The sequence below is a fragment of the Soonwooa buanensis genome, assembly GCF_900167905.1.
Classification (GTDB): Bacteria; Bacteroidota; Bacteroidia; order Flavobacteriales; family Weeksellaceae; genus Soonwooa; species Soonwooa buanensis.
Map to the genome: position 1 here is coordinate 1 of NZ_FUYZ01000015.1, position 21366 is coordinate 21366.

17 protein-coding genes, 1 tRNA gene and 1 rRNA gene are annotated in these 21366 nt (G+C 35.3%); 14 read left to right on the top strand and 5 right to left on the bottom strand.

The features are described 5' to 3' along the window. Positions 1-13 precede the first annotated feature (13 nt). From rrf to B5X62_RS14755, 6 genes are all read left to right on the top strand, one after another. Positions 14-121: ribosomal RNA gene (gene rrf, locus B5X62_RS14730) — 5S ribosomal RNA — on the top strand. 612 nt (positions 122-733) lie between these two features. After that, positions 734-2251 carry a TlpA family protein disulfide reductase gene (locus B5X62_RS14735; protein WP_079668249.1) on the top strand — a complete coding sequence of 506 codons (1518 nt, stop codon included), beginning with the start codon at positions 734-736 and terminating at the stop codon, positions 2249-2251. Between the two features lie 17 nt (positions 2252-2268). Further along, positions 2269-3681: a 23S rRNA (uracil(1939)-C(5))-methyltransferase RlmD gene (gene rlmD / locus B5X62_RS14740; protein ID WP_079668250.1), complete on the top strand. Its 1413-nt coding sequence runs from the start codon at positions 2269-2271 to the stop codon at positions 3679-3681. 206 nt (positions 3682-3887) lie between these two features. Next, positions 3888-6359, top strand: a complete 2472-nt coding sequence (locus B5X62_RS14745) for a zinc-dependent metalloprotease (protein WP_079668251.1) — start codon at positions 3888-3890, stop codon at positions 6357-6359. Next, positions 6356-6835, top strand: a complete 480-nt coding sequence (locus tag B5X62_RS14750) for a DUF6452 family protein (protein ID WP_079668252.1) — start codon at positions 6356-6358, stop codon at positions 6833-6835. Before B5X62_RS14745 ends, B5X62_RS14750 begins: the two co-directional genes overlap by 4 nt. After that, complete coding sequence (locus B5X62_RS14755; protein ID WP_079668253.1) at positions 6801-7463, top strand: DUF6048 family protein; 663 nt, start codon at positions 6801-6803, stop codon at positions 7461-7463. Before B5X62_RS14750 ends, B5X62_RS14755 begins: the two co-directional genes overlap by 35 nt. Before the next feature lie 109 nt (positions 7464-7572). On the opposite strand, the gene sppA is transcribed toward B5X62_RS14755, so the two are convergent. After that, positions 7573-9321 carry a signal peptide peptidase SppA gene (gene sppA, locus B5X62_RS14760; RefSeq protein WP_079668254.1) on the bottom strand — a complete coding sequence of 583 codons (1749 nt, stop codon included), beginning with the start codon at positions 9319-9321 and terminating at the stop codon, positions 7573-7575. 21 nt (positions 9322-9342) lie between these two features. On the opposite strand from sppA, the gene folK reads away from it, so the two are divergent. The 5 genes from folK (at position 9343) to fmt (ending at position 15586) form a co-directional block, all read left to right on the top strand. Further along, positions 9343-9762 (top strand): 2-amino-4-hydroxy-6-hydroxymethyldihydropteridine diphosphokinase, encoded by a 420-nt coding sequence (gene folK, locus B5X62_RS14765; protein WP_079668255.1) that lies wholly within the window; start codon positions 9343-9345, stop codon positions 9760-9762. Positions 9763-9773: 11 nt separating this feature from the next. After that, on the top strand, positions 9774-11219 hold the full coding sequence (locus B5X62_RS14770) for an OmpA family protein (RefSeq protein ID WP_079668256.1): 1446 nt from the start codon (positions 9774-9776) through the stop codon (positions 11217-11219). Between the two features lie 12 nt (positions 11220-11231). Continuing rightward, positions 11232-12650: an OmpA family protein gene (locus B5X62_RS14775; RefSeq protein ID WP_079668257.1), complete on the top strand. Its 1419-nt coding sequence runs from the start codon at positions 11232-11234 to the stop codon at positions 12648-12650. Between the two features lie 86 nt (positions 12651-12736). Further along, positions 12737-14638, top strand: a complete 1902-nt coding sequence (locus B5X62_RS14780; protein ID WP_079668258.1) for a RecQ family ATP-dependent DNA helicase — start codon at positions 12737-12739, stop codon at positions 14636-14638. Then, a complete protein-coding gene (gene fmt, locus B5X62_RS14785) occupies positions 14639-15586 on the top strand; it encodes a methionyl-tRNA formyltransferase (RefSeq protein WP_079668259.1) in 948 nt (315 codons plus the stop codon). 24 nt (positions 15587-15610) lie between these two features. Here fmt and ribB read toward each other — a convergent pair whose 3' ends face one another. Continuing rightward, complete coding sequence (gene ribB / locus B5X62_RS14790) at positions 15611-16732, bottom strand: 3,4-dihydroxy-2-butanone-4-phosphate synthase (RefSeq protein WP_079668260.1); 1122 nt, start codon at positions 16730-16732, stop codon at positions 15611-15613. Between the two features lie 202 nt (positions 16733-16934). Here ribB and B5X62_RS14795 point away from each other — a divergent pair. Then, positions 16935-17008 (top strand) — tRNA-Cys (locus B5X62_RS14795). 195 nt (positions 17009-17203) lie between these two features. Continuing rightward, the gene (locus B5X62_RS14800; protein WP_079668261.1) at positions 17204-17455 is read left to right on the top strand and encodes a hypothetical protein; all 252 of its coding nucleotides are present in this window, start codon (positions 17204-17206) and stop codon (positions 17453-17455) included. On the opposite strand, the gene B5X62_RS14805 is transcribed toward B5X62_RS14800, so the two are convergent. The 3 genes from B5X62_RS14805 to fabV form a co-directional block, all read right to left on the bottom strand. Then, a complete protein-coding gene (locus B5X62_RS14805; protein ID WP_079668262.1) occupies positions 17452-18078 on the bottom strand; it encodes a hypothetical protein in 627 nt (208 codons plus the stop codon). The two genes, B5X62_RS14800 and B5X62_RS14805, sit on opposite strands and share 4 nt — an antisense overlap. A gap of 11 nt (positions 18079-18089) precedes the next feature. Then, a complete protein-coding gene (locus B5X62_RS14810; protein WP_079668263.1) occupies positions 18090-18995 on the bottom strand; it encodes an endonuclease/exonuclease/phosphatase family protein in 906 nt (301 codons plus the stop codon). Positions 18996-19148: 153 nt separating this feature from the next. After that, positions 19149-20351 (bottom strand): enoyl-ACP reductase FabV, encoded by a 1203-nt coding sequence (gene fabV / locus B5X62_RS14815; RefSeq protein ID WP_079668264.1) that lies wholly within the window; start codon positions 20349-20351, stop codon positions 19149-19151. Between the two features lie 118 nt (positions 20352-20469). Here fabV and B5X62_RS14820 point away from each other — a divergent pair, with 118 nt between their 5' ends. Next, positions 20470-21309, top strand: a complete 840-nt coding sequence (locus B5X62_RS14820) for a restriction endonuclease (protein WP_079668265.1) — start codon at positions 20470-20472, stop codon at positions 21307-21309. Positions 21310-21366: the final 57 nt, after the last annotated feature.

A 21366-nucleotide genomic window follows, 5' to 3' on the forward strand; every position in this document is an offset into this window, starting at 1 on the left:
AAAATACAATATTTAGGGTGGTTTTAGCAGAGGGGCTCACCTGTTCCCATTCCGAACACAGAAGTTAAGCCCTCTAGCGCCGATGGTACTGCTAACGCGGGAGAGTAGGTCGCCGCCAGTTTTTTTAAAGCTCATCAACTAGTGTTGATGAGCTTTTTTTGTTTTATTCCTATAGGAGTTAGGTCGTAGGTCGTAGGTTTTAGTAATCGTATTGTGGTTATTAGCTTTAAGCAATAAGCTGTAGGCAGTAAGCAATAAGCATTAAGCTACAACTCCAATTCCAACTTCTCTCATAGGTTTATTCTATAACTTAAACACTAAACACCAGACACTAAAATCTGAATCCTGAAACCTGAAACCTAAGATCTCAACTCATTATTCATAACTCATAACTCCTAACTAAAAGAGCCTAGCCCCGATTGAACGGCATGTTTGACTTCGTCGAACCACTTCGTTAGGTTTGAAGCTCTTTTTGTAAGTAATGGGCAAAAGCCAAGCACAAAAAAGCGAGTAGTGAAAGCGGGAAAAAGCTACTAATAATATACTATTTAGTTCATATAGAGTCCGTAGATTTTGACGTTAGTATTTTTCAGGTTTTCATTTAGTGGCAATTTTAGTTTTTATTAAAATTAGTTTTTGATGTAAATGTTGTTAATATTTGTGAAAATCAGCTTTTTTATTTTTTTTTCTTTTAAATAAGCATATTTTTGCAATCAAATATTTTAATCAAGTTATGAAAAGAATTTTGTTCTTATGTATGATTGCATTGTTCGCGGTTTCTTGTTCTAAGAAAGTGAAAGTTAGCGGTGTTATCAAAAATGGTTCGCCTTTGGAACGTGTAGAATTTATCGATGCTTCGGGGGTTGCGACTTTGCCATTAATTAATATGGGTGTTGATGCTAAGGGTAATTTTACTGGAGAATTTGAAGCTCCAAAGAACGGAATGTACGCAATGACTTATGCTGGTCAAATGGCGTTCGTTTATCTTAAAAAAGGACAGTCTCTTAATATTTCGGGAGATGCGATGTCTTTCCCGAACGTGTTTACAATCCAAGGAGATGCTAAAGCTAATAATGATTTCTTGAAAGAAACTCAGGCTTACATGGAGCAATATCTTGGAAAATTAGATATGAGCATTATTTCTAAAGATGAAAAATCATTCTTAACTCAAGTTAAAAAAATTAATGATGATTTGACTAAAAATATCGATGATGCTGCGTCTAAAACAAAAGCTGATTCTGATGTTGTAACGCTTAAGAAAGATGAACTTAAAACTCATATTTTGACTTTCCTTAGTCAATATGAGGCTAATCATGGTGAAGCTGTACAACAACCAAACTTTAAAGTGTCTACAGCATTTAAAGATTATACTAAGTCTTTGGAAGCTGATGGCGATAAGATGATTAAAAACTTACCGTTGTACCGTAACTATTTGTTAAACAAAATTGGTAACGATTTCCAGAAGTTTGCATTGGCACAAAGCGATAAGAATACAGCGTCGATGTCTTCTATTTTTGCTAAATATTTAAAGGGAAAATCAGAATATTCTCAAGACACTAAAGACTATTTGTTGGCTTTTGTTATTTCTAAATTTGATCTTAATCCGTTTGCTGATAACACAGAAGCTATCATTAAAGTTGCTGATGACAATATTAAAAATGCTGAAGTTAAAAAAGATTTGAAAGCCGCATTCGATGCAGTATATGGTCTTAAAAAAGGGACAGATGCACCTGCTAGTGCTTTGTTAAAAACTGATGGTAAATCTACGACGCTTGCGGACTTTAAAGGAAAACCAACTTTGGTTGTAACTTATGCTTCTTGGAATCCTTATATCGCACAAAGCACAATCCCAGTTCTAAAAGAAGTTGTTGAATATTACAAATCAAAAATGAATATTGTTTTAGTAAATCTTGATGATACTAAAGCGCAATTTGATAAAACTTATCCAACTTTGATGAAAGGTATTTCTGGCGTTAATGTATATGCTGAAGGCGGTCTTAATTCAAAATTTGCTAAAGATTATTCAGTGTTTGGATTCAAAATTCCTGGATTTACATTGCTTGATAAAGATGGTAAAATTGCAGGTCCAACTTACTATAATCTTGGTGAGCAAAAATTCATCGAAATGTTAAGTAAATTAACAGGTATTGCTGCACCAGCTGCGCCTGAAGCACAAGTTGCTCCAGATTGGAATGGACAGCAAACTGCGCCAGCGCCTCAACCAGAAGCAGCGCAACCACAAACTAAATAGATAGAAATTTATTCTTAATGAAGAAAAAAAAGAATTTAATTTTAGAAAATATCAGACTCCTTTCTGCCGGTGCGAAAGGAGTTTCTGTTGCTAAAGCAGAGGACGGCAAAACCATTTTTGTAAGCGGAGCCGTACCTGGAGATCTTGTTAATGTACAAGTTAAAAAGTCAAAAAGTAGTTATTACGAAGGTCAAGCGATTGAGATTTTGGAAATGTCGCCTGATCGTGTCGAACCAAAATGTATCCATTTCGGGTATTGTGGTGGCTGCAAATGGCAAAATATGTCTTACGAAAAACAACTTTATTTTAAAGAAAGTGAAGTTCTTAACAACATCAAGAGAATTGGTGGTTTCAACGATTTTGTTTGTGAGCCAATTTTAGGTGCGGAAGAACAATTCCTTTATCGTAACAAGATGGAGTTTTCGTTTTCCAATGCGCGTTGGTTGACACCAGAAGAAATAAAAAGTGATGTTGAACTTAATAGCAAAGATGCTTTAGGTTTTCATATTCCTGGACAATGGAGCAAGATTCTTGATCTTAAAGAATGTTTTTTACAAGAAGATCCGTCGAATGCGATGCGTCTTTTCGTAAAACATTTTGCCGTTGAAAATGGCCTTGAGTTTTTTGATGTTCGAAATCAGGAAGGTTTTTTGAGAACTTTTATGCTTCGTCAAAATTCTAAAGGCGAATGGATGTTATTATTCCAATTGTTTAAAGAAGATGAAGATAAAAGAAAATTGCTTCTTGATGCTGTTTTAAAAGAATTTCCTCAAATTAAAACTTTGCTTTTTGCAATTAATTCGAAAGGAAATGACAGTGTTTACGATTTAGATATTCAGACGTATTTTGGTGATGGATTTTTGTATGAAGAAATGGATGGACTTAAGTTTAAGATTGGGCCAAAATCATTTTTTCAAACCAATTATAAACAAGCATTAAATCTTTACCGAAAAACTTTAGAATTTGCTGGATTAACGGGTGACGAAGTGGTGTACGACCTTTACACAGGAACAGGAACTATCGCGCAATATATCGCTAGAACTGCAAAACATGTTATCGGCATCGAAGCTGTACAAGAAGCCATCGACGCAGCTGAAGAACATGCAGTATTAAACGGTCTAGACAATTGTACTTTCTATTGTGGCGATATGAAAGAGGTTTTCACAGAAGAGTTTTTGTCACAACACCCAAAAGCTGATGTCTTGGTAACCGATCCACCACGCGATGGGATGCATCCAAAAGTTGTGGAGCAGATTCTCAAACTTTCGCCAGAAAAAGTGGTGTATGTTAGCTGTAATTCGGCAACGCAAGCTCGTGATATTGCTTTGATGAAGGAAGATTACGACTTGGTGAAAATCTTGCCAGTTGATATGTTTCCGCAAACACATCATGTTGAGAATATTGCACTTTTGACGAAGAAGAAAAAATAATTTTAAATAAGATTACTTAGAGTCTGTTTAATTTTAAAAATTAATCAATTTGGCCACAAAAGGAAAAGTAAGGCACAATTTTAAAAGAGCAAAAAATGCAAAGTATAAAGCTTTATTTTTTTTGAACTTTATCGATTGTCGTTAAATACTATACTTTTGTGGTTTAATATTTTTAAACAAACTCTTAATTAAAACGAAGATTGTATATGAAGAATTTTAGAACATTAATTATTTCGACCGCTATTTTATTTTTTTATCAAACAGGAACGGCACAGACCGATTCGACAGCTGTTAAAAAAGAAACGCCAGCAGCAACTAAAACGGACGCTGATAAAGACAAAAAAGCAGTGGTTAAACCTTATAAAGATGTAATTACTGATAAAGCGGTGACCGACAACGGTGTTATTGATGTTCATAAAATTAATGATAAATACTTCTTCGAGTTACCAGATAATGTTCTAAATAAAGAATTTTTGATGGTAACGAGATTGACTAAATCTGCCGCTGGTATGCGATCTGGGACAACAGGTTATGCCGGCGATCAAATTGGTCAAAAAGTCATTCGTTTTGAAAAAGGTCCAAAAGACAAAATCCTTTTGCGTTCGGTTTCTTATGTAGATTATGCTGCAGATTCGACATCGCAAATGTACCAATCGGTTGTTAGGAATAATGTCCAAGAGATTATGATGTCTTTCGATGTTAAAGCTTACGGAAAAGGAAATAAATCTTCTGTTATCGACGTAACAGACGTTCTAAATGCAGATAACGAAATGGTATCTTTTGGTGCGACGGTAAAGGATAATTTCAAAGTTGGAGCTTTCCAGAAGAATATGTCTTTCGTTAATTATGTGAAGTCTTTCCCGACGAATGTCGAGATTAACACCACCAAAACTTTTTCTAAAACGACAGGTCGTGCAGCAACGCCAGTTCCTGGAGCTATTGTCCCAAAAGTTAGCGGAAATTATACAGTAGAGATTAATTCTTCTTTTGTATTGTTGCCAGAAGACAAAATGCAAGCGCGTTATTTTGATCCACGAGTTGGATATTTCACTGTTGGTTATACCGATTTTGATTTGGATCCTCAAGGTGTAAAACGTGTTAACCTTATCAAAAGATGGCGTCTCGAACCAAAACCTCAAGATGTTGAAAAATATAATAGAGGCGAATTGGTAGAGCCTGCAAAGCCGATTGTTTTTTATATCGATCCAGCGACGCCGCCAAAATGGGTTCCTTATTTGATGGACGGTGTTAACGATTGGCAAAAAGCCTTCGAGAAAGCTGGTTTCAAAAATGCGATTGTTGCTAAAATCCCAAATGCGAAAACTGATCCAGAATGGAGTCTAGAAGATGCACGTTTTTCGGCGATTGTTTACAAACCATCAGATGTACCAAATGCTTCTGGACCTTCAATATCGGATCCTAGAACTGGAGAGATTTTGGAAAGTCACATCAATTGGTATCATAACGTGATGTTGTTGTTGAGAAATTGGTATTTTGTACAAGCTTCACCTATCGATCCTAAAGCTCGAAAAATGGAATTTGATGACAAATTAATGGGCGAGTTGATTCGTTTTGTGTCTTCTCACGAGGTTGGTCACACGTTGGGATTACGTCATAATTTTATATCGAGTGCAACGGTGCCTGTTGAGAAACTTAGAGATAAAAAATGGTTGGACGAAAACGGACATACACCTTCGATTATGGATTATGCACGTTTTAATTATGTTGCGCAACCAGAAGATAACATCACCGAAAAAGGTATCTATCCAAGAATTGGTGATTATGACAATTGGGCAATCGAATGGGGTTATAGACGTTTTTTTGATTTAAAAACACCAGATTCTGAAAAGTCAAAACTTAACCAATGGGTTATTGATAAAACTAAAAATCCAAGATTGTTATTCGGGACCGAGTCTGATACTTTTGATCCGAGATTGCAAAGTGAAGCTTTGGGAGATAATGCAATGTTGGCTAGCGAGTACGGACTTAAAAATCTTAAAAGAATTGTTGAAAATCTAGAACAATGGACAGCAACTCCTAACGAAGATTTTACAAATCTTGGGATGATGTACGATCAAGTGACTGGACAATTCAAACGTTATATTGGTCACGTTTCCAAATATATTGGTGGACGTTATGTGACGCCAAAAACAGCAGAACAAACTGGTGTTATTTTCGAAACAGTTTCTAAAAAAGATCAAAAAGAAGCACTTAGCTTTTTAGATAAAAATGTCTTCCAAACACCAAATTGGTTGTTAAACAAATCAATCTACGAAAAAACAGGAAAAATGCCTGTAAAGACTGTTGAAGATTTGCAGAATACTGTGTTTAACAGAATTTTGAGTCCGATGGTTTTACAGAATATGTATCAAATGGAAGCTGTCGGAGGCGCAAATTATTCGGTGATAGATTATTTATCAGATTTAGAAAATGTGGTTTTCAAAAATAATGATGATATTTATAGCCGTAATTTGCAACGAAATTATGTGTCGAGTTTATCCAAATTGGTGGACAACAGAAACAATGATCAAACCGATATTACAGCTTTTGTACGTGGAAGATTATCCGATCTTAAATCCAGGTTAACGTCAAAACTTAAAGCTGGTGATCAATCGAGCAAATACCATTATCAAGATTTAATTTTTAGAATTGAAAAAACTTTAGATCCAAAATCATGAGACGTTTTCTGAAATTATTAACTGTTGGTTTTACTTTAGCACTTATCTCTTGCGGTGGCGATGACGACATCTGCGTAAGTGGGGAAGCGACGTCTCGTGTGAAGGTAAAATTTAAAACAGAAATTAACGACAAGCTTTTGACCGTCGATACGTTATATGTGAGCGTTGATTACGGCAATGGAAAAATCAAAGATTTAACAAAGCGTTCTATGGTCGATTCGTTGCTGATACCTTTGCGTGTAGACAATAGTACGGCGACCAAATTATATTTTAAAACAAGGATAAAAGGAGATACTTCGATTGTTAATATTAATTACAAAACGCAATCGGCCTATGTATCGCCAGCTTGTGGTTATAAATTGAGTTACAAAGATGTGACTTATGATTTAGTAAAACCGACACCAGTTAAAAAAGTTCAATCTAACCAAACCGAAATTGTTGATGAAAACAAAACTCATTTCTATCTTTTGTTTTAGTCTGTCTTTAGTTGCTTTTGGACAAAAAAAACCTGCTGATACGATCAAAAAATCTTGGAAGTACGAGCCTAATTTCCTTGTAGGATTTGATGTTCTTAATGCTGGTGTTAGCGCATTTTCGGACAGAAAGCTTTTCCAAGGGACAATTTCTACAAGATTAACTAAAAAGATGCATCTTGTTGCTGATGTCGGTATTGATAAAAATATCTACCAAAAGAATGGTTACGATGCGAAAGCAAGCGGAACTTTCTTCAAACTTGGGAGCTTCTACATGTTGTCTATGGATAAAGAAAATCCTTACAACGGCTTTTATGGAGGCGGAAAATTAGCTGGTACATTTTATAATCAAGAATATTTTGCAATCCCTGTTCGTGCAACGGGCGGCGGCGCAGACGGTACACAATCTTTACCCGAATCTTCACAATCTTCTTATTGGATAGAAGCAGTTTTGGGCGGACGCGTGCAATTGTTTGATTCCAATTTTTTTATCGATGTTAATGTTCAACCAAAATATTTGCTATATACAACAAAACAGGAAGGTATTATGCCCATGATTGTTCCTGGATTTGGACGTAGCTCTGGGAAATTCGGATTCGGATTTAGCTGGAATATTGCTTATAAGTTTTAAATTTTCTTAAATATTAAATTCAGTTAAGAAGATATTTAATAATATATCAAAAGCCTGACACTCCGAAGAATGTCAGGCTTTTTTTAACAATATAATTTAGTTCCGTATTTTATTTTACTTCCAAAATATAAGGCATTCTCATCATTACGCCATTTTGTAGTTTTGTATCTGTCAATTGTTGGAAGATTTTATAGTTACTTTCACCAAGTTTAGATTTTAACATTTTTGCAGAAATTTCTTCTTCATCCATACTTCCAAACATTTCTTCGAAAGGGTTAGATTTTGCAGGATAAGTTTTTAGACTGTATTTAGAAAGTTTTGCACGCTTCGCAGCATCAGCAATAGCTTGATTAATACCGCCAAGTTCGTCAACCAAACCAAGTTCTTTAGCTCTTGTCCCAGACCAAACGCGTCCACCGCCGATGGCATCAATTTGCTCGAAAGATTTTTTACGATTGGTCGTTACAAAATGTACAAAACGTTTGTAAGTCCCTTCAACACTTTTTTGCATCATGTTAAGCGTGCCAGACGTTGGTCCTTGCAATGCCGAATACATATTAGAATTGCTGTTGGTTTGGACCACGTCGCTACGGATTCCGTTTTTGTTTGCGATGTCTTTGTAATAAGTCATTAGTCCAAATACGCCGATAGATCCTGTAATAGTGTTAGGCTCTGAGTAGATTTTGTCCGCTGCCATTGCGATGTAATAACCGCCAGACGCCGCATAATCTCCGAAAGACACTACAAGTGGTTTTTCTTTTTTAAGTTGTTCTAGCTCAAAAAGGATTTCGTCAGAAGCATTTGCGCTTCCACCAGGTGAGTTAACTCTTAGTACAACAGCTTTTACTTTTTTGTCTTCTTTTACTTTTTTAATTTCTTTAATCAAAGTTTCAGAATAGATACCATTTGTTCCTTTACCTGAGTTGATTTCGCCACTTGCATACAACACAGCCACTTTATCATCTTCTGAGTCTGGATCGATAGTTCCGAAATATTTCGGGAACGAAATTTTACTAAGTTTATCCTCTTTTTTAATACCGATTTTTTGACGAAGAATATTATCGTACTCAGATTTCTGGATCAATTTATCAGCTAACTTGTATTTGATATTATTTTCTGGGATAAAACTGTACAAGCTGTCTGTAATTGTTTTAAACTCCGCTGGATTTATTTTTCTAGATTGTGCAATCTGAGAAGAATTTCTTGACCAAACGTCATTAAGAAGTGTAGAAAGTTGTTCTTCGTTTTCAGGAGAAATTTTGTTTAACATAAAAGGCTCAACCGCCGCTTTGAATTTTCCGTGACGAATAACTTGGATGTTAATACCATATTTATCAGCAAAATCTTTGAAGAACGCAACTTCCGCAGAAAGACCTTTTAGCTCGATACCGCCAGTTGGGTTAAGATAGAATTGATCCGCTACAGATCCTATATAATAAGCAGCTTGCGAAACATTATTACCATAAGCGTAAACGAATTTTCCACTTTTCTTAAAATCGATTAAAGCCTGACGAATGCTTTCTAACTGTGTGTTACCAGCAGAAAAATCATCAAGTTCTAAACTAATACCTTTAATGTTATTATCGGTTTTAGCATTGATAATAGATTTTTGAAGGTCAAGACTGGTGATGGTTTTCCCTTCTTGTTTAAAATCGAAAATCGAAAACTGCTCGTCACTAGGACTTTCGATAACTTTAGTTTTTAGATCTAAGGTAAGAATAGAGTTTTTCTTAACAGATCCACTACTATCCATGAAAGCGCCCATAATAGCGAAGAAGACAAATCCTCCTATGAAGATAGCTACTAAGATTACAAAAGCAACTATATTTGCTAGTACATACTTGAAAAAAGATTTCATAAATAATTAATATTTGATAATATGTCGCAACATGTTGCCGTTTTGTTACTCGGTAGTAATAAAAATAATCCTAAAATACAGATTGAGAATGCTATAAGTAAAATTGTTAATTCTGGATGTACAATTGTTAATATGTCAAAAATCATGGAAACATCACCAATAGAATTTGACAGTAGTAATAATTTTTGTAATATTGCATTGAGAATCAACACATCTTTATCTCCTTTTAAGCTATTGAAATCTATGAAAGCGATAGAAATTGAGATGGGAAGGATACAAGATAGCCGTTTTTTTGGGGAATATAAGGATCGAGAAATAGATATTGACATCGTTTTTTATGACAATATTTTTTTCGAATGTGAAAATTTGTCGATTCCTCATATAAAGCATGTTTATGAAAGAGATTTTTCAAAACAGTTGATAGCTGAGATAGTAACATAACAAAACACAATATGAAAAAAAAATTAATTCTTTTGGCCGCAGCCTTACCAGCATTAATTTTTGCGCAGAATTCTAATCCATACGGATCTGGTTCTAATGAGACTAAAAAGTTTAATAATGAAAGTCGCCTATTCAAAGACTGGTCTGTCTCTTTAGGAGGTGGAGCTGCTTTTTTGCAATCAGGAGACCTTACTTCATTTTATGACGGAAAAGTTAACTGGGGTTGGAACGGATATATAAGTGTTGATAAACAAATTAATCACACATTTGGATTTAGTCTGATCTATTCTCGTGGAGAAACAAAGCAAAAAGCTATGGCTAGACCCGAATGGGGCGTTGCGAGTGCCTATACAAAGTATGATCAAATTGCAATCTTAGGAGACGTTAACTTGTCTAACCTAATGAGAAGAGTTGATAACAAGTCTGAGTTTAAGTGGGCATTACATGCTTACGGAGGCGCAGGTATTCAAGGGTTTACTACAAGTATGCAAGATGAGGGCATGTATAAACGTTATCCTGCATATATTCATCAAGACCTAGATCAAGGTTCTGTATATTGGACGACAGGTCTTGGTTTAAAATACAAGTTATCAAGACTTATTGATATAGAAATGCGTGCTATGTATGTATTTTCTGGTGATGATGCTTTTGATGGTTCAGGGAAGCAAGGAGGTAATGCTTACGACCCCAATTTTGCACCAGCGGCATATATGCAATTACATCCTAGTAGATCGGATAATGATTTTACAGTTAACTTAGGTTTAAGTTTCAAATTAGGAAAAAGTAACAGAACACATCTAGCTTGGTTTGACCCATTACAAGATGTTTATGCTAAAACAAGTAGTCTAGAAAATCGTGTCAAAGATTTTACAGTTTGTGAGAAAGGCGATAATGATAATGATGGTGTTTGCGATGATTGGGATAGACAGCTTGATACTCCTGCTGGCGCAAGAGTTGATGGGGCTGGTGTAGCTTTAGATCTTGATTTGGATGGTGTTATCGATTTATACGATAAGTGTGTAACAGAGCCAGGGCCAATCGAAAATAATGGTTGTCCTATCGTTACAACAACACCCGCTGTATCCAATAATGTAGTAGATGAAATTAATAAATCTTTACAAGGTGTTGAATTTGAGTTAAATAAAGCAATCATTAGAAAAACTTCATATGGTATTTTGGATAATGCTGCAGATGTTCTGAAAAGTGTGCAAGGACAACAGTTTTTGGTTGTTGGGGCTACTGATGCAAGAGGATCTGTACCACTTAATCTAAAGTTATCTAAAAATAGAGCTGCTGCAGTTGTCTCCTATTTAGTTAAGAAAGGCGTGCCAGCAACTATGCTTCAAGCAGAAGGTCGCGGAAAGTCTGATCTTAAGTATCCAGAATGTGATCCTGCCAGCAACTGCGAAGAGTGGAAAAACGAAGCGAATCGTCGCGTTTATTTTATATCAAAGTAAAAAATACAAATTATGAAAAGAAGTATATTCACATTAGTTGTTATGACAGGCTTGTTTGCACCAGCTTGTTTTAATGCGCAACAAAAAGACAGTATTAGTACGGAAGCTTATCAACCATTTACTCAGGATTCTAAAAGATTTGATGACTGGGCGGTTTCTGCTGGTGTTGGTACTGCACTAATCCAAACAGGTAATATTACCTCTATTAACAATGGTGCTGGTAAAACATTGTTTGGCTATTCAGCTTACTTCAGTGTTGATAAAGCTATTACACATGCTTTTGGGTTAAAGTTACAATATGACAAGGGAGAAACTAGACAAGGTTTTGCTAGTACTAAAGATCATTTAGATAATGTTAAAGCTGCTCGTACACAATATGATGCAATTTCATTACTAGCTGATGTTAATATCTCTAACTTGTTACGAAGAGTAGATAATAAATCTAACTTTAGATGGGCATTACATGGTTATGTTGGAGCTGGTACTTTGGCATATCGTGCCTACTTACAAGAGCCTGGTAAGCCCTATAATCAAAGCTTAGCTACAGAGGTAAAGCCTTTTAAATTAGGTTCTTTGTTCGCGCAGTTTGGTACAGGGGTTAAATACAGAATGGCAGAATCTTGGGATTTGGAAGCTCGTGCAATGTATGTTGTGACAAATGATAATACATTTGATGGTGCGATTAATCAATATCAACATACTACAAATAAGATATCTGACAATATGTTAACAGCTGCACTTGGTGTAACTTATAATATTGGAAAACATCAATCGCATTTATTCTGGCATGATCCATTACAAGAGATCTATTATAAGTTAGACGTTCTTGCTGACAAAACTGACGATGTTGAAGTTTGTAAAAAAGGAGATGCTGATAACGATGGTGTTTGTGACGATTGGGATAGACAGCTTGATACACCAGCAGGTGCAAGAGTTGACGGTTCTGGTGTAGCATTAGATGCTGATCTAGATGGTGTAATTGACCTTTACGATAAGTGTGTAACGGTTCCTGGTCCTGTAGAAAACAATGGTTGTCCAATAGAGTCGATTAAGCATAACAACAATGATGGCGTTTCTGAGACTGTTTTAGACTTAAAAGGTATTGAGTTTAATCTTAATTCTGACAAAATTCTATCTGGTAATACGCCAATTCTTGAAAATGCGATCAGAACTATTAATCAATCTGGAGGTTCTTACCTTATTATAGGGGCGACAGATACTAGAGGTACTGATGCATATAATCAAAAACTTTCTGAGAGAAGAGCAGGTAATGTGAAAAATTTCCTAATTAAAAATGGAGCAAATGCAGGGAAGTTACAATCTGTTGGTAGAGGAGAAAAAGACCTTCTTTATCCAGAATGTGAACCAGCTACTAAGTGTCCAGAATGGAAAAACAGAGCTAACAGAAGAGTTTATTTCGAAGCGAAATAATTTACTTTTAAATAAAATTGAAAACCGTTGAGACATCTCAGCGGTTTTTATTTTTTTAAACTTTAGTAATTGTTTAATTTTACGATATGAAAACCGAGGTCCAATTATCACAACTTTTACACGAGCAACTTCAAAGATTTTGGGGTTATTCAGAATTTCGTGAGGATCAAGAAGCTATTATTACATCGGTTATCAATGGTAAAGATGCCTTAGCACTTTTGCCCACAGGTGGCGGAAAGTCGCTTTGTTATCAACTTCCTGCAATTATTCTTGAAGGGACATGTCTCGTAATTTCGCCGCTTTTAGCTTTAATAAAAGATCAAGTCGATGCGTTGGAAAATCTAGGTATTGAAGCGGAGTTTATAAGTTCTGAATTGGATGATGGCGAAGTTGAAGAAGTCTTCAATCGTTGTATTGAAGGCTTTACTAAAGTGCTCTACGTTTCGCCGGAGCGTCTTAAAAATCAAGAATTTCTACGTAGAATCCCAGAAATCAATATCTCCTTTATCGCTGTTGATGAGGCGCATTGTATCTCAGAATGGGGACAAGATTTCAGGCCGAGTTATCAGAATATCAAATTTTTTAGAGAAGAGTTTAAGAAAGTTCCGATGTTGGCTTTGACGGCTACGGCGACGCCAGAAGTTGTTGAAGAGATCGTGACCAAACTTTCATTAAAAAAAATCAATATTTTTAAGCAAAGTTTTGAACGTGATAACCTCAATATTATTTGTCAAAATATCACCGACAAGTATCAAAAAATAAAAGACTTTTTAAGCCAGAACAAAACTGCTGGGATCATCTATACACGGACCAGAAAAGAAGCTGAGGATCTTACTTACTTCTTGAAAAACTCAGGTTTTGATAATGTTAATTTTTATCATGCTGGACTTTCTCGACAAGATAAAGAACGTTTACAAAAACAATGGCAAAACAGTCATTCTCGAGTTTTGATTTCTACAAATGCTTTCGGGATGGGGATCGACAAAGATAATGTTAGATTTATTATGCATCTCTCGCCATCGTCATCGATTGAGAATTATTATCAAGAAATCGGTCGTGCTGGTAGAGATGGAGAGGAATCGATCGCTTATCTTTTTTGGAATCAACAAGAGCTAAATGAGTTTGATGCTATTTTAAAAAATCAAATTCCGAGCAAGGAAGAATACCAATCGATACTTCGATACTTGTATTCGATTTATCAAATTGCCGAACACGATTTGCCCGAGCCAATGTTTACATTAAAGCTTGACAGAATTAAAAGTTTAAGTAAAGCCTCGCGTGCTAAAATTGTTAATGTTCTCAATTTTTTGCACAATCAAGAGCTTATTTATTACAAAAATTCTTGGAGTCCGTCGAGCATAGAATCATTGGTTAATGGTCAAGATATCGAATTGTTGCCATCAAAAGACGCTCATTTTTTAGAGCTATTGTTTAGAAATATTGCAGGTTTGGCGTCTGGAAAAGTTCATTTCAGTGAGAGAGCTTTTTGCGAGAAAAATCATTTCGATATCAAATTATTTAGAGAGCGATTAGAAGATTTACAAAAAGCGGGACATATCCAATATTTCGATGGTGCAAATCATGCAATTCGGTTTTTGAAACCGCGGGACGAAAACAGATTATTTGGTTATTATTGGAAGTTGTTTTCAGAAATACAAGAAAATAAACTTCAAAAATGGAAACAAATGAAATTCTATGTCACCACGCAAGATTATTGCCGAATGAAGCTTGTTTTACGCTATTTTGGAGAGAAAAATGCTGACGAATGCGGCAAGTGTGATTATTGTCAAAAAAAGGCACCAGCAGGTTCTAACAGCTTAACTAATGACATTTTGTTACAGTTGACTTATCAGCCAAGAACCTTGAACGAATTGGTAGCGATTCTTAAAATTCATTCTCGCGAAACTATTTTAGAAATCCTGATTTTTCTTTTAGATTTAAGAAGAATCAAAATGTTGAATTATAAAACTTATACGATAAACTCATAAATGAAAAGTTTAAAAGTTGTGTTTCTAGGAACACCAGAATTTGCAAAAACGGCTCTGGAAGCTATTCATCAATCGCAGCATGAAGTTGTGGGCGTCGTGACAGCAACGGATAAAGCGAGTGGGAGAGGGCAAAAAGTAAATGCCTCGCCTGTTAAAATATTTGCCGAAGAAAATGGGCTTAAATTATTTCAACCAGAAAAATTAAGAAATCCTGAATTTTTGGAAGAGATAAAATCCCTTAACGCTGACGTGTTCGTGGTTGTTGCATTTAGAATGATGCCACAAATGTTGTTTTCGATTCCGCCGATGGGGACGTTTAACTTGCATGCGTCTTTGTTGCCAGATTATCGCGGTGCGGCGCCAATTAATTTTGCAGTGATAAATGGTGAAACCAAATCTGGAGCGACAACTTTTTTTATCAATGAAAAAATTGATGAAGGAAATATTTTACTTCAAGAAGAAATTGATATTTTGCCAAAAGATAATGCAGGAAGTCTTCATGACAAATTGATGGTGATGGGCGCTGGATTAATTGTTAAAACTTTGGATGGTTTAGCTTTAGAAAATCTTACCGAACATCCGCAGCCAGAAAAAGAAAATCCAAAAACAGCTTACAAGATTTTTAAAGACGATTTAAAAATTGATTGGAATCAAAACTCGGAAATCATCCACAATTTTGTACGTGGTATGTCGCCTTATCCAACAGCTTTTACGGTTTTAAATATTGAAAATGAAGAAAAATCTTTAAAGCTTTTTAAAGGAAAATTTGAATTAAATAATCACAACGAAACAGCTGGAACAATTCATATTTCTAAAAATGAGTTTAAAATCGCTACAAAAGATGGTTATTACTTCCCCGAAGAATTGCAATTGCAAGGCAAAAAACGAATGCTTTTAAAAGATTTTTTAAATGGTTTTCGTAGTTTCGAACAAATAAAAATGGCTTAGTAATCACTAAGCCATTTTGGTTTTTTATAGTTGTACCATTTCGGTTACTTCAACGTCGTAGCCAGCAATAATAGGCTTTAAGTTTGGATTTTGAGAAATCACTTTAAATTTGCTGATTCCTAAATCTTTCAAAATCTGAGTTCCGATTCCGTAATCTCTAAAGTTCGCAGGGATTGTTGGGAATTGTTCTTGCCCGTTTTGGAAATTCAAGAATTGTTGTAATTTTCTAAGTGTCGTCTCTGTGTTAGAAACGTTATTAATAAAGACAATAGCGCCTTTTCCTTCATTGTTGATGATGTCTGTAACCTTTTCTAAAAGCGGTTGTTCACCATTGTTAAGACGGCTCAAAACATCAAAATAAGAACTTGAAGATTGTACTCTGATTAAGACCGGTTCGTCTGGCGTCCAACTTCCTTTTGTCAAAGCAAAATGAATTTGTTCCGTTGGTTTTTCCTCAAACGCAAAGAATTTGAAATCACCGTAATGTGTCTTCACATCACGCTCTTCGATACGCTCAACGATGGTTCCTTTTCTTAATCTATAATGGATAAGATCTTCGATAGACACGATTTTTAGATCATGTTTCTTACCAAATTCAATCAAGTCTGGGATACGCGACATGCTTCCGTCGTCATTCATAATTTCGCAGATAACGCCACCTTCTTTAAGACCCGCTAACTTTGTTAAATCAATAGCAGCTTCGGTATGACCAGCTCTTTTTAGCACGCCACCTTCCTTCGCACGTAACGGGAAAATATGTCCTGGACGCATTAGATCTGTTGGTTTGGTAGCAGGATCCATAATTGCTTTGATCGTTTTTGCTCTATCGCCAGCCGAAATTCCTGTGGTTGTACCTTTTCCTAAAAGGTCAACAGATACCGTGAAAGCTGTCTCTTTAGGATCGGTAGAATTGCTTACCATAGAGTGAAGATCAAGCTCATCACAACGTTTTTCGCTAAGAGGCATACAGATAAGACCTCTTGCGTGGATGGTCATAAAGTTGATTGTTTCTGTTGTGATAAGTTCTGCGGCAGCAACAAGGTCGCCCTCATTTTCGCGATTTTCATCATCGACAACAATAATCATTTTACCATTGCGCAAATCTTCGATTGCTTCTGAGATTGTATTTAGTTGGAATTTTTCCATTTTTACTTTAGATTTTTTTGTTACGCAAAGATAAGGATATTGAAAGGATTTTTCTTAAATTTATGCTGATAATAGCTGAATTTAATAAGCTTGAAAATTTTAAAAATAAGTTTTCAGCTTGAAAATCAGAGGTTGAGATAAAAAATACGCAAAAGCCTTTTGAAATCAAGAATATTTTATTAAATTTGCAAACCAAATAAAGGGTGCTTTGGCCGAGCGGCTAGGCAGTGGTCTGCAACACCATCTACAGCGGTTCGAATCCGCTAGGCACCTCCAATTAAAAATCGCTTTTACAACTTTGTGAAAGCGATTTTTTTTATCTTTAAAGTCGATTGCAATTTACTAAAAATGAACAAGAAAGCTGTCGCTTTTTTATTAATGATGACGTTTTTACCATTGACTTGCTTCTTTGGTTATTGGTTTGTACTTCACATGACTGATAAAAAAACAAGGAAATAACATTATTTAGATATGCAAAAAAAATATAATATTCATTTTAAAATTGAAAAAATTTATCATGACAAACGCAATCATAATACAATGACCTTAACAGGGAAGGATAAAAACCAAACATATACTGTTGAACGCGAGTGGGAAAAAGAATTTAAAATTGGCGACTCAATTGTGAAGAAGAAAGATTCGTTGAGGATTTTTCTTTACCGAAATCAAAAGTTAGACACAATACTTGATTATCGCAACATTTTTATCCGTGAGGATGTTTAGTTATAATCATTTTTAACATTGCGATAACGATTGGCATAATAGACAGCAATAGCACTAAAACCGCAATAGATTGTATTGATAAGATAACCGTAGTTTTTGTTTTTGCCCAGAAAATCACCATTTCCGGACATCGAGATCGCGACACTTCCTAATAAAATCGCTATCCAAAACACCATAAAACATCCTGTATTTCCTTTTAGGTTGTCGATATCTTCCTTTCTGCCTCGCAAAAGAACAAGCAAATAATTGGGTAACCACGCTGCAATCGAGAATAGCATCGCTTGGTTATAACCGATAGCAATCCCAAATCCTAATAAGCTCGAAATGGCAACAAAAAATACGAATGCCGCAATTTTGGCTTTAGAAGTTTGTTCGTCTTTTATAATAAATAAAGGAATATTCATTAATAAAAGGAAAAATACAACCCAAAAATTGAAAAAATTATTTTCTTCCCAAAATCTGGTGTTGAACAAATAGATGTTGACAACTCCCCAAATTATAAATAACACAATTTGTAAAATTGCGCCTTTCTCAAGTGGTGCTTTTTGCTTGAGATCACGCTTTAATTTTGAATTAATTTCCGCAATTTTGGCGTTGATTTCCTTTTGTTTCTTCTTGTCCATTGAGGTCGCTGTTATTTTTCAAGTTTCAAAAGAACAGGGAAATGATCACTAAAACCACTAAGATATCGCGAGCCAGAATACGTACGCAACGGATGTTTGGAGTTTTTGACTCTTATTTTTTCGTTTTGAAAAATAGAGGCTTCGCTTGAAGTAAAGTTTAGTTTTTCAAGCAAGTTTTTTGAGTAAAGAATTTGATCAAACAAAAGTCCTTTGCTGCCATAATAAGACGAAAATTGATTATTACTAAATAAGTTCTCAAAAGGATTTATAAAAATTCTGTTTCCAAAATTATCTAGCAACAATTCTTTGATTTTTTCACCATTCGGATTTTCATTAAAATCGCCCATAATGATGATGGATTCTTGCTTTTCAATTATTTTTGAAAGGATATTTTTAAAAGCTTCAATGATTTTGTTTCGTAAATTTTTCTTTTCATCTTGAAGTCGCTGCGAAGGAAGATGAAGTATGAAGACGTGAAGATTTTCATTGTTAAATTCGAATTCGGCTTGCAAAATATCGCGCGTGTCAGCAACTAGATTTTCGGAAATGCTAAAACTTAAACTGTAAAAATTTTTAAGGTTTAATTTTTCTTCATCGTAAAACAAAGCAACGCTCAAACCTCGAGAATCATTGGATTTTTTGTAAAGAAACTGATGATTGCGCAAAGGTGAATCTTCTTGTTGTAGATCTTCCAAAACCGAAACGCCGCCAATTTCGGCAAGTCCAATTATTGATGGGATTTGACCAAAATCTTCATTAATCCAATTGAAGACATTTTTTATTTTTCGAAGTTTAAGACCATATTTATAATCGTCCCAATTGTAAAGTCCAGAAATCGATTTTTCGTATTTTATATTTTCTGCAGGAAAAAAATTTTCAACATTGTAAAACATAAATAATTCCGAAAGTGTCGACATAAAAGGAGTTTTGAAAAGTTTTGCTGTGGTCTAAAGATAAGGAAATTTGGTTTCAATTAAGCATTTTTGGTTTTAGACGTTTTGATTTAAAACTAATTTCAACGAAAAAGTCCAACGAAAAACATTGGACTTTATATAGTTTAGAATTAAAAATTATTCAGCAATACTCGGAACTTTCACGTTCTCGTTAGCATCTTTTTCATAATCAATACCGTCGATTTCGAAACCAAAAAGATTGAAGAAATCCTTTCTGTAACCTTCGATATCGCTGATGTCTGCTAGATTTTCTGTCGTAACTTGATTCCATTGTTTAGCAACTTCAGCTTGTACATCAGCTGCCATTTCCCAGTCGTCGATACGGATTCTGCCAGCGTCATCCAACGGAACAACGCCGTCTGCTGTATACAATCTTTCTGAGAAAAGACGTTCCATTTGCTCGATGGTTCCTTCGTGCGTTCCTTTCGCTTTCATCACTTTATAAAGTAAAGAAATATACAACGGAACTACAGGAATTGCCGAGCTAGATTGCGTTACCAAAGCTTTGTTAACCGACACGTAAGATGTCCCGTTAAGGTCTTTTAATAAATCATTTAACACAGGAACAGTAGCTTCCAAATCGTTTTTAGCTTGACCAATTGTACCGTTTCTATAAATCGGGAAAGTCAATTCTGGGCCGATATAAGAATAAGCAACCGTTTTGACACCGTCTGCTAATACGCCAGCATTTTTAAGATCTTCCATCCAGAATTTCCAATCTTCGCCGCCCATTACAGCAATCGTGTTCTCGATATCTTCGTCTTTATCAACTGGTTGGATGCTGATGTCTGACACAACGCCTGTGTGGAAATCCACAGTTTTGTTAGTGAAAGGCTCGCCAATTGGCTTAAGAACAGATGCGTAAGCAACACCAGTTTTTGGGTGCGTTCTTCTTGGAGACGCTAAACTATAAACCACCAAATCAACTTGTCCTAAGTCTTTTTTGATAAGTTCTATCGTTTCTTTTTTAACCTCGTCAGAGAAAGCGTCACCGTTGATGCTTTTTGCGTAAAGCCCTGCAGTTGCTGCTTCTTTTTCGAAAGCTGCAGAATTGTACCAACCTGCTGTTCCTATTTTGCCTTCTGAAGCTGGTTTCTCGAAGAAAACACCGATTGTTGCGGCGCCAGATCCGAACGCTGCTTCTATTCTAGATGATAATCCGAATCCTGTAGAAGCACCGATTACTAAAACTTTCTTAGGACCATTCTTTAGTTCACCTTTCGATTTTACATATTCAATTTGGTTTTTTACACTTTGTAACGCGCCATCTGGATGTGCCGTTAGACAAATGAAACCTCTTGTTCTTGGTTGGATAATCATTTTTTAATTTTTTTAACTATGCAAATTAAGCATTTTTTTAGATTAATGCATGACATAATGCTTAGACTTTTACTTGAAGATTTACAATTATCCTTATCTTTAGGTTTAAATTTTAAAAATGAAAATCAAAAATAATTTTGGCGAGTCAGTAGAATTTGATGTTACTAAGCTTGCTTCTTCTCTCAAAAACTCTGGTGCATCGGCGGAAGATGTCGATAAAATTGTGAAACTTATTACTCCGAAATGTTACGAAGGTATCACAACTAAAGAACTTTATAAAATGGCTTTCGAAGCTTTGAAAGGACTTTCTAGATCGGTTGCGGCGCGTTATAGTTTGAAGAAAGCTTTGTCGGAGCTTGGTCCTGCAGGTTTTTATTTTGAACAATGGATTTCGCGGGTGTTTCAATCTTTGGGTTATCAAACCGAAACTGGTCAACACATCAAAGGTCACGCGGTAATGCATGAAGCTGACGTTATTGCAAAGAAAGACGATAAAACCTATTGGATGGAATGTAAATTCCGGAATACTGATGATGCTAAAATTTCTGTAACAACGCCGATGTATGTATTATCAAGAATTAAAGATATTTCGGGAATTGATTATAAGTTGTTCGGGACAACGACACAATTCACTGATGGTTGGTTGGTAACGAATGCTTATTTTACTAGTGATTCGACGACTTTTGGAGAATACTATAATCTGAAAATGTTATCGTGGGATTATCCACAAAATAGAGGTTTAAAGAACTTAGTGGATGCTAATGTTTTGTATCCAGTAACTTGTTTAACAACGATTAACGAAGTTGAAAAATCAAAATTGTTAGAAAGCGGATGCATTTTGGTAAAGGAATTTGTTGAGAATCCAAAGTTTTTAAAACTATTAAATTTAAACCCAGAGAAAGAACAACAGATGTTACAAGAGGCCAAAGAGCTGATGAGTATTAAGATTTCTGAGTAAACTGGTTTAAAACAAAAAAAAGCTTCGAGACATTTCGAGGCTTTTTTGCATTATTAA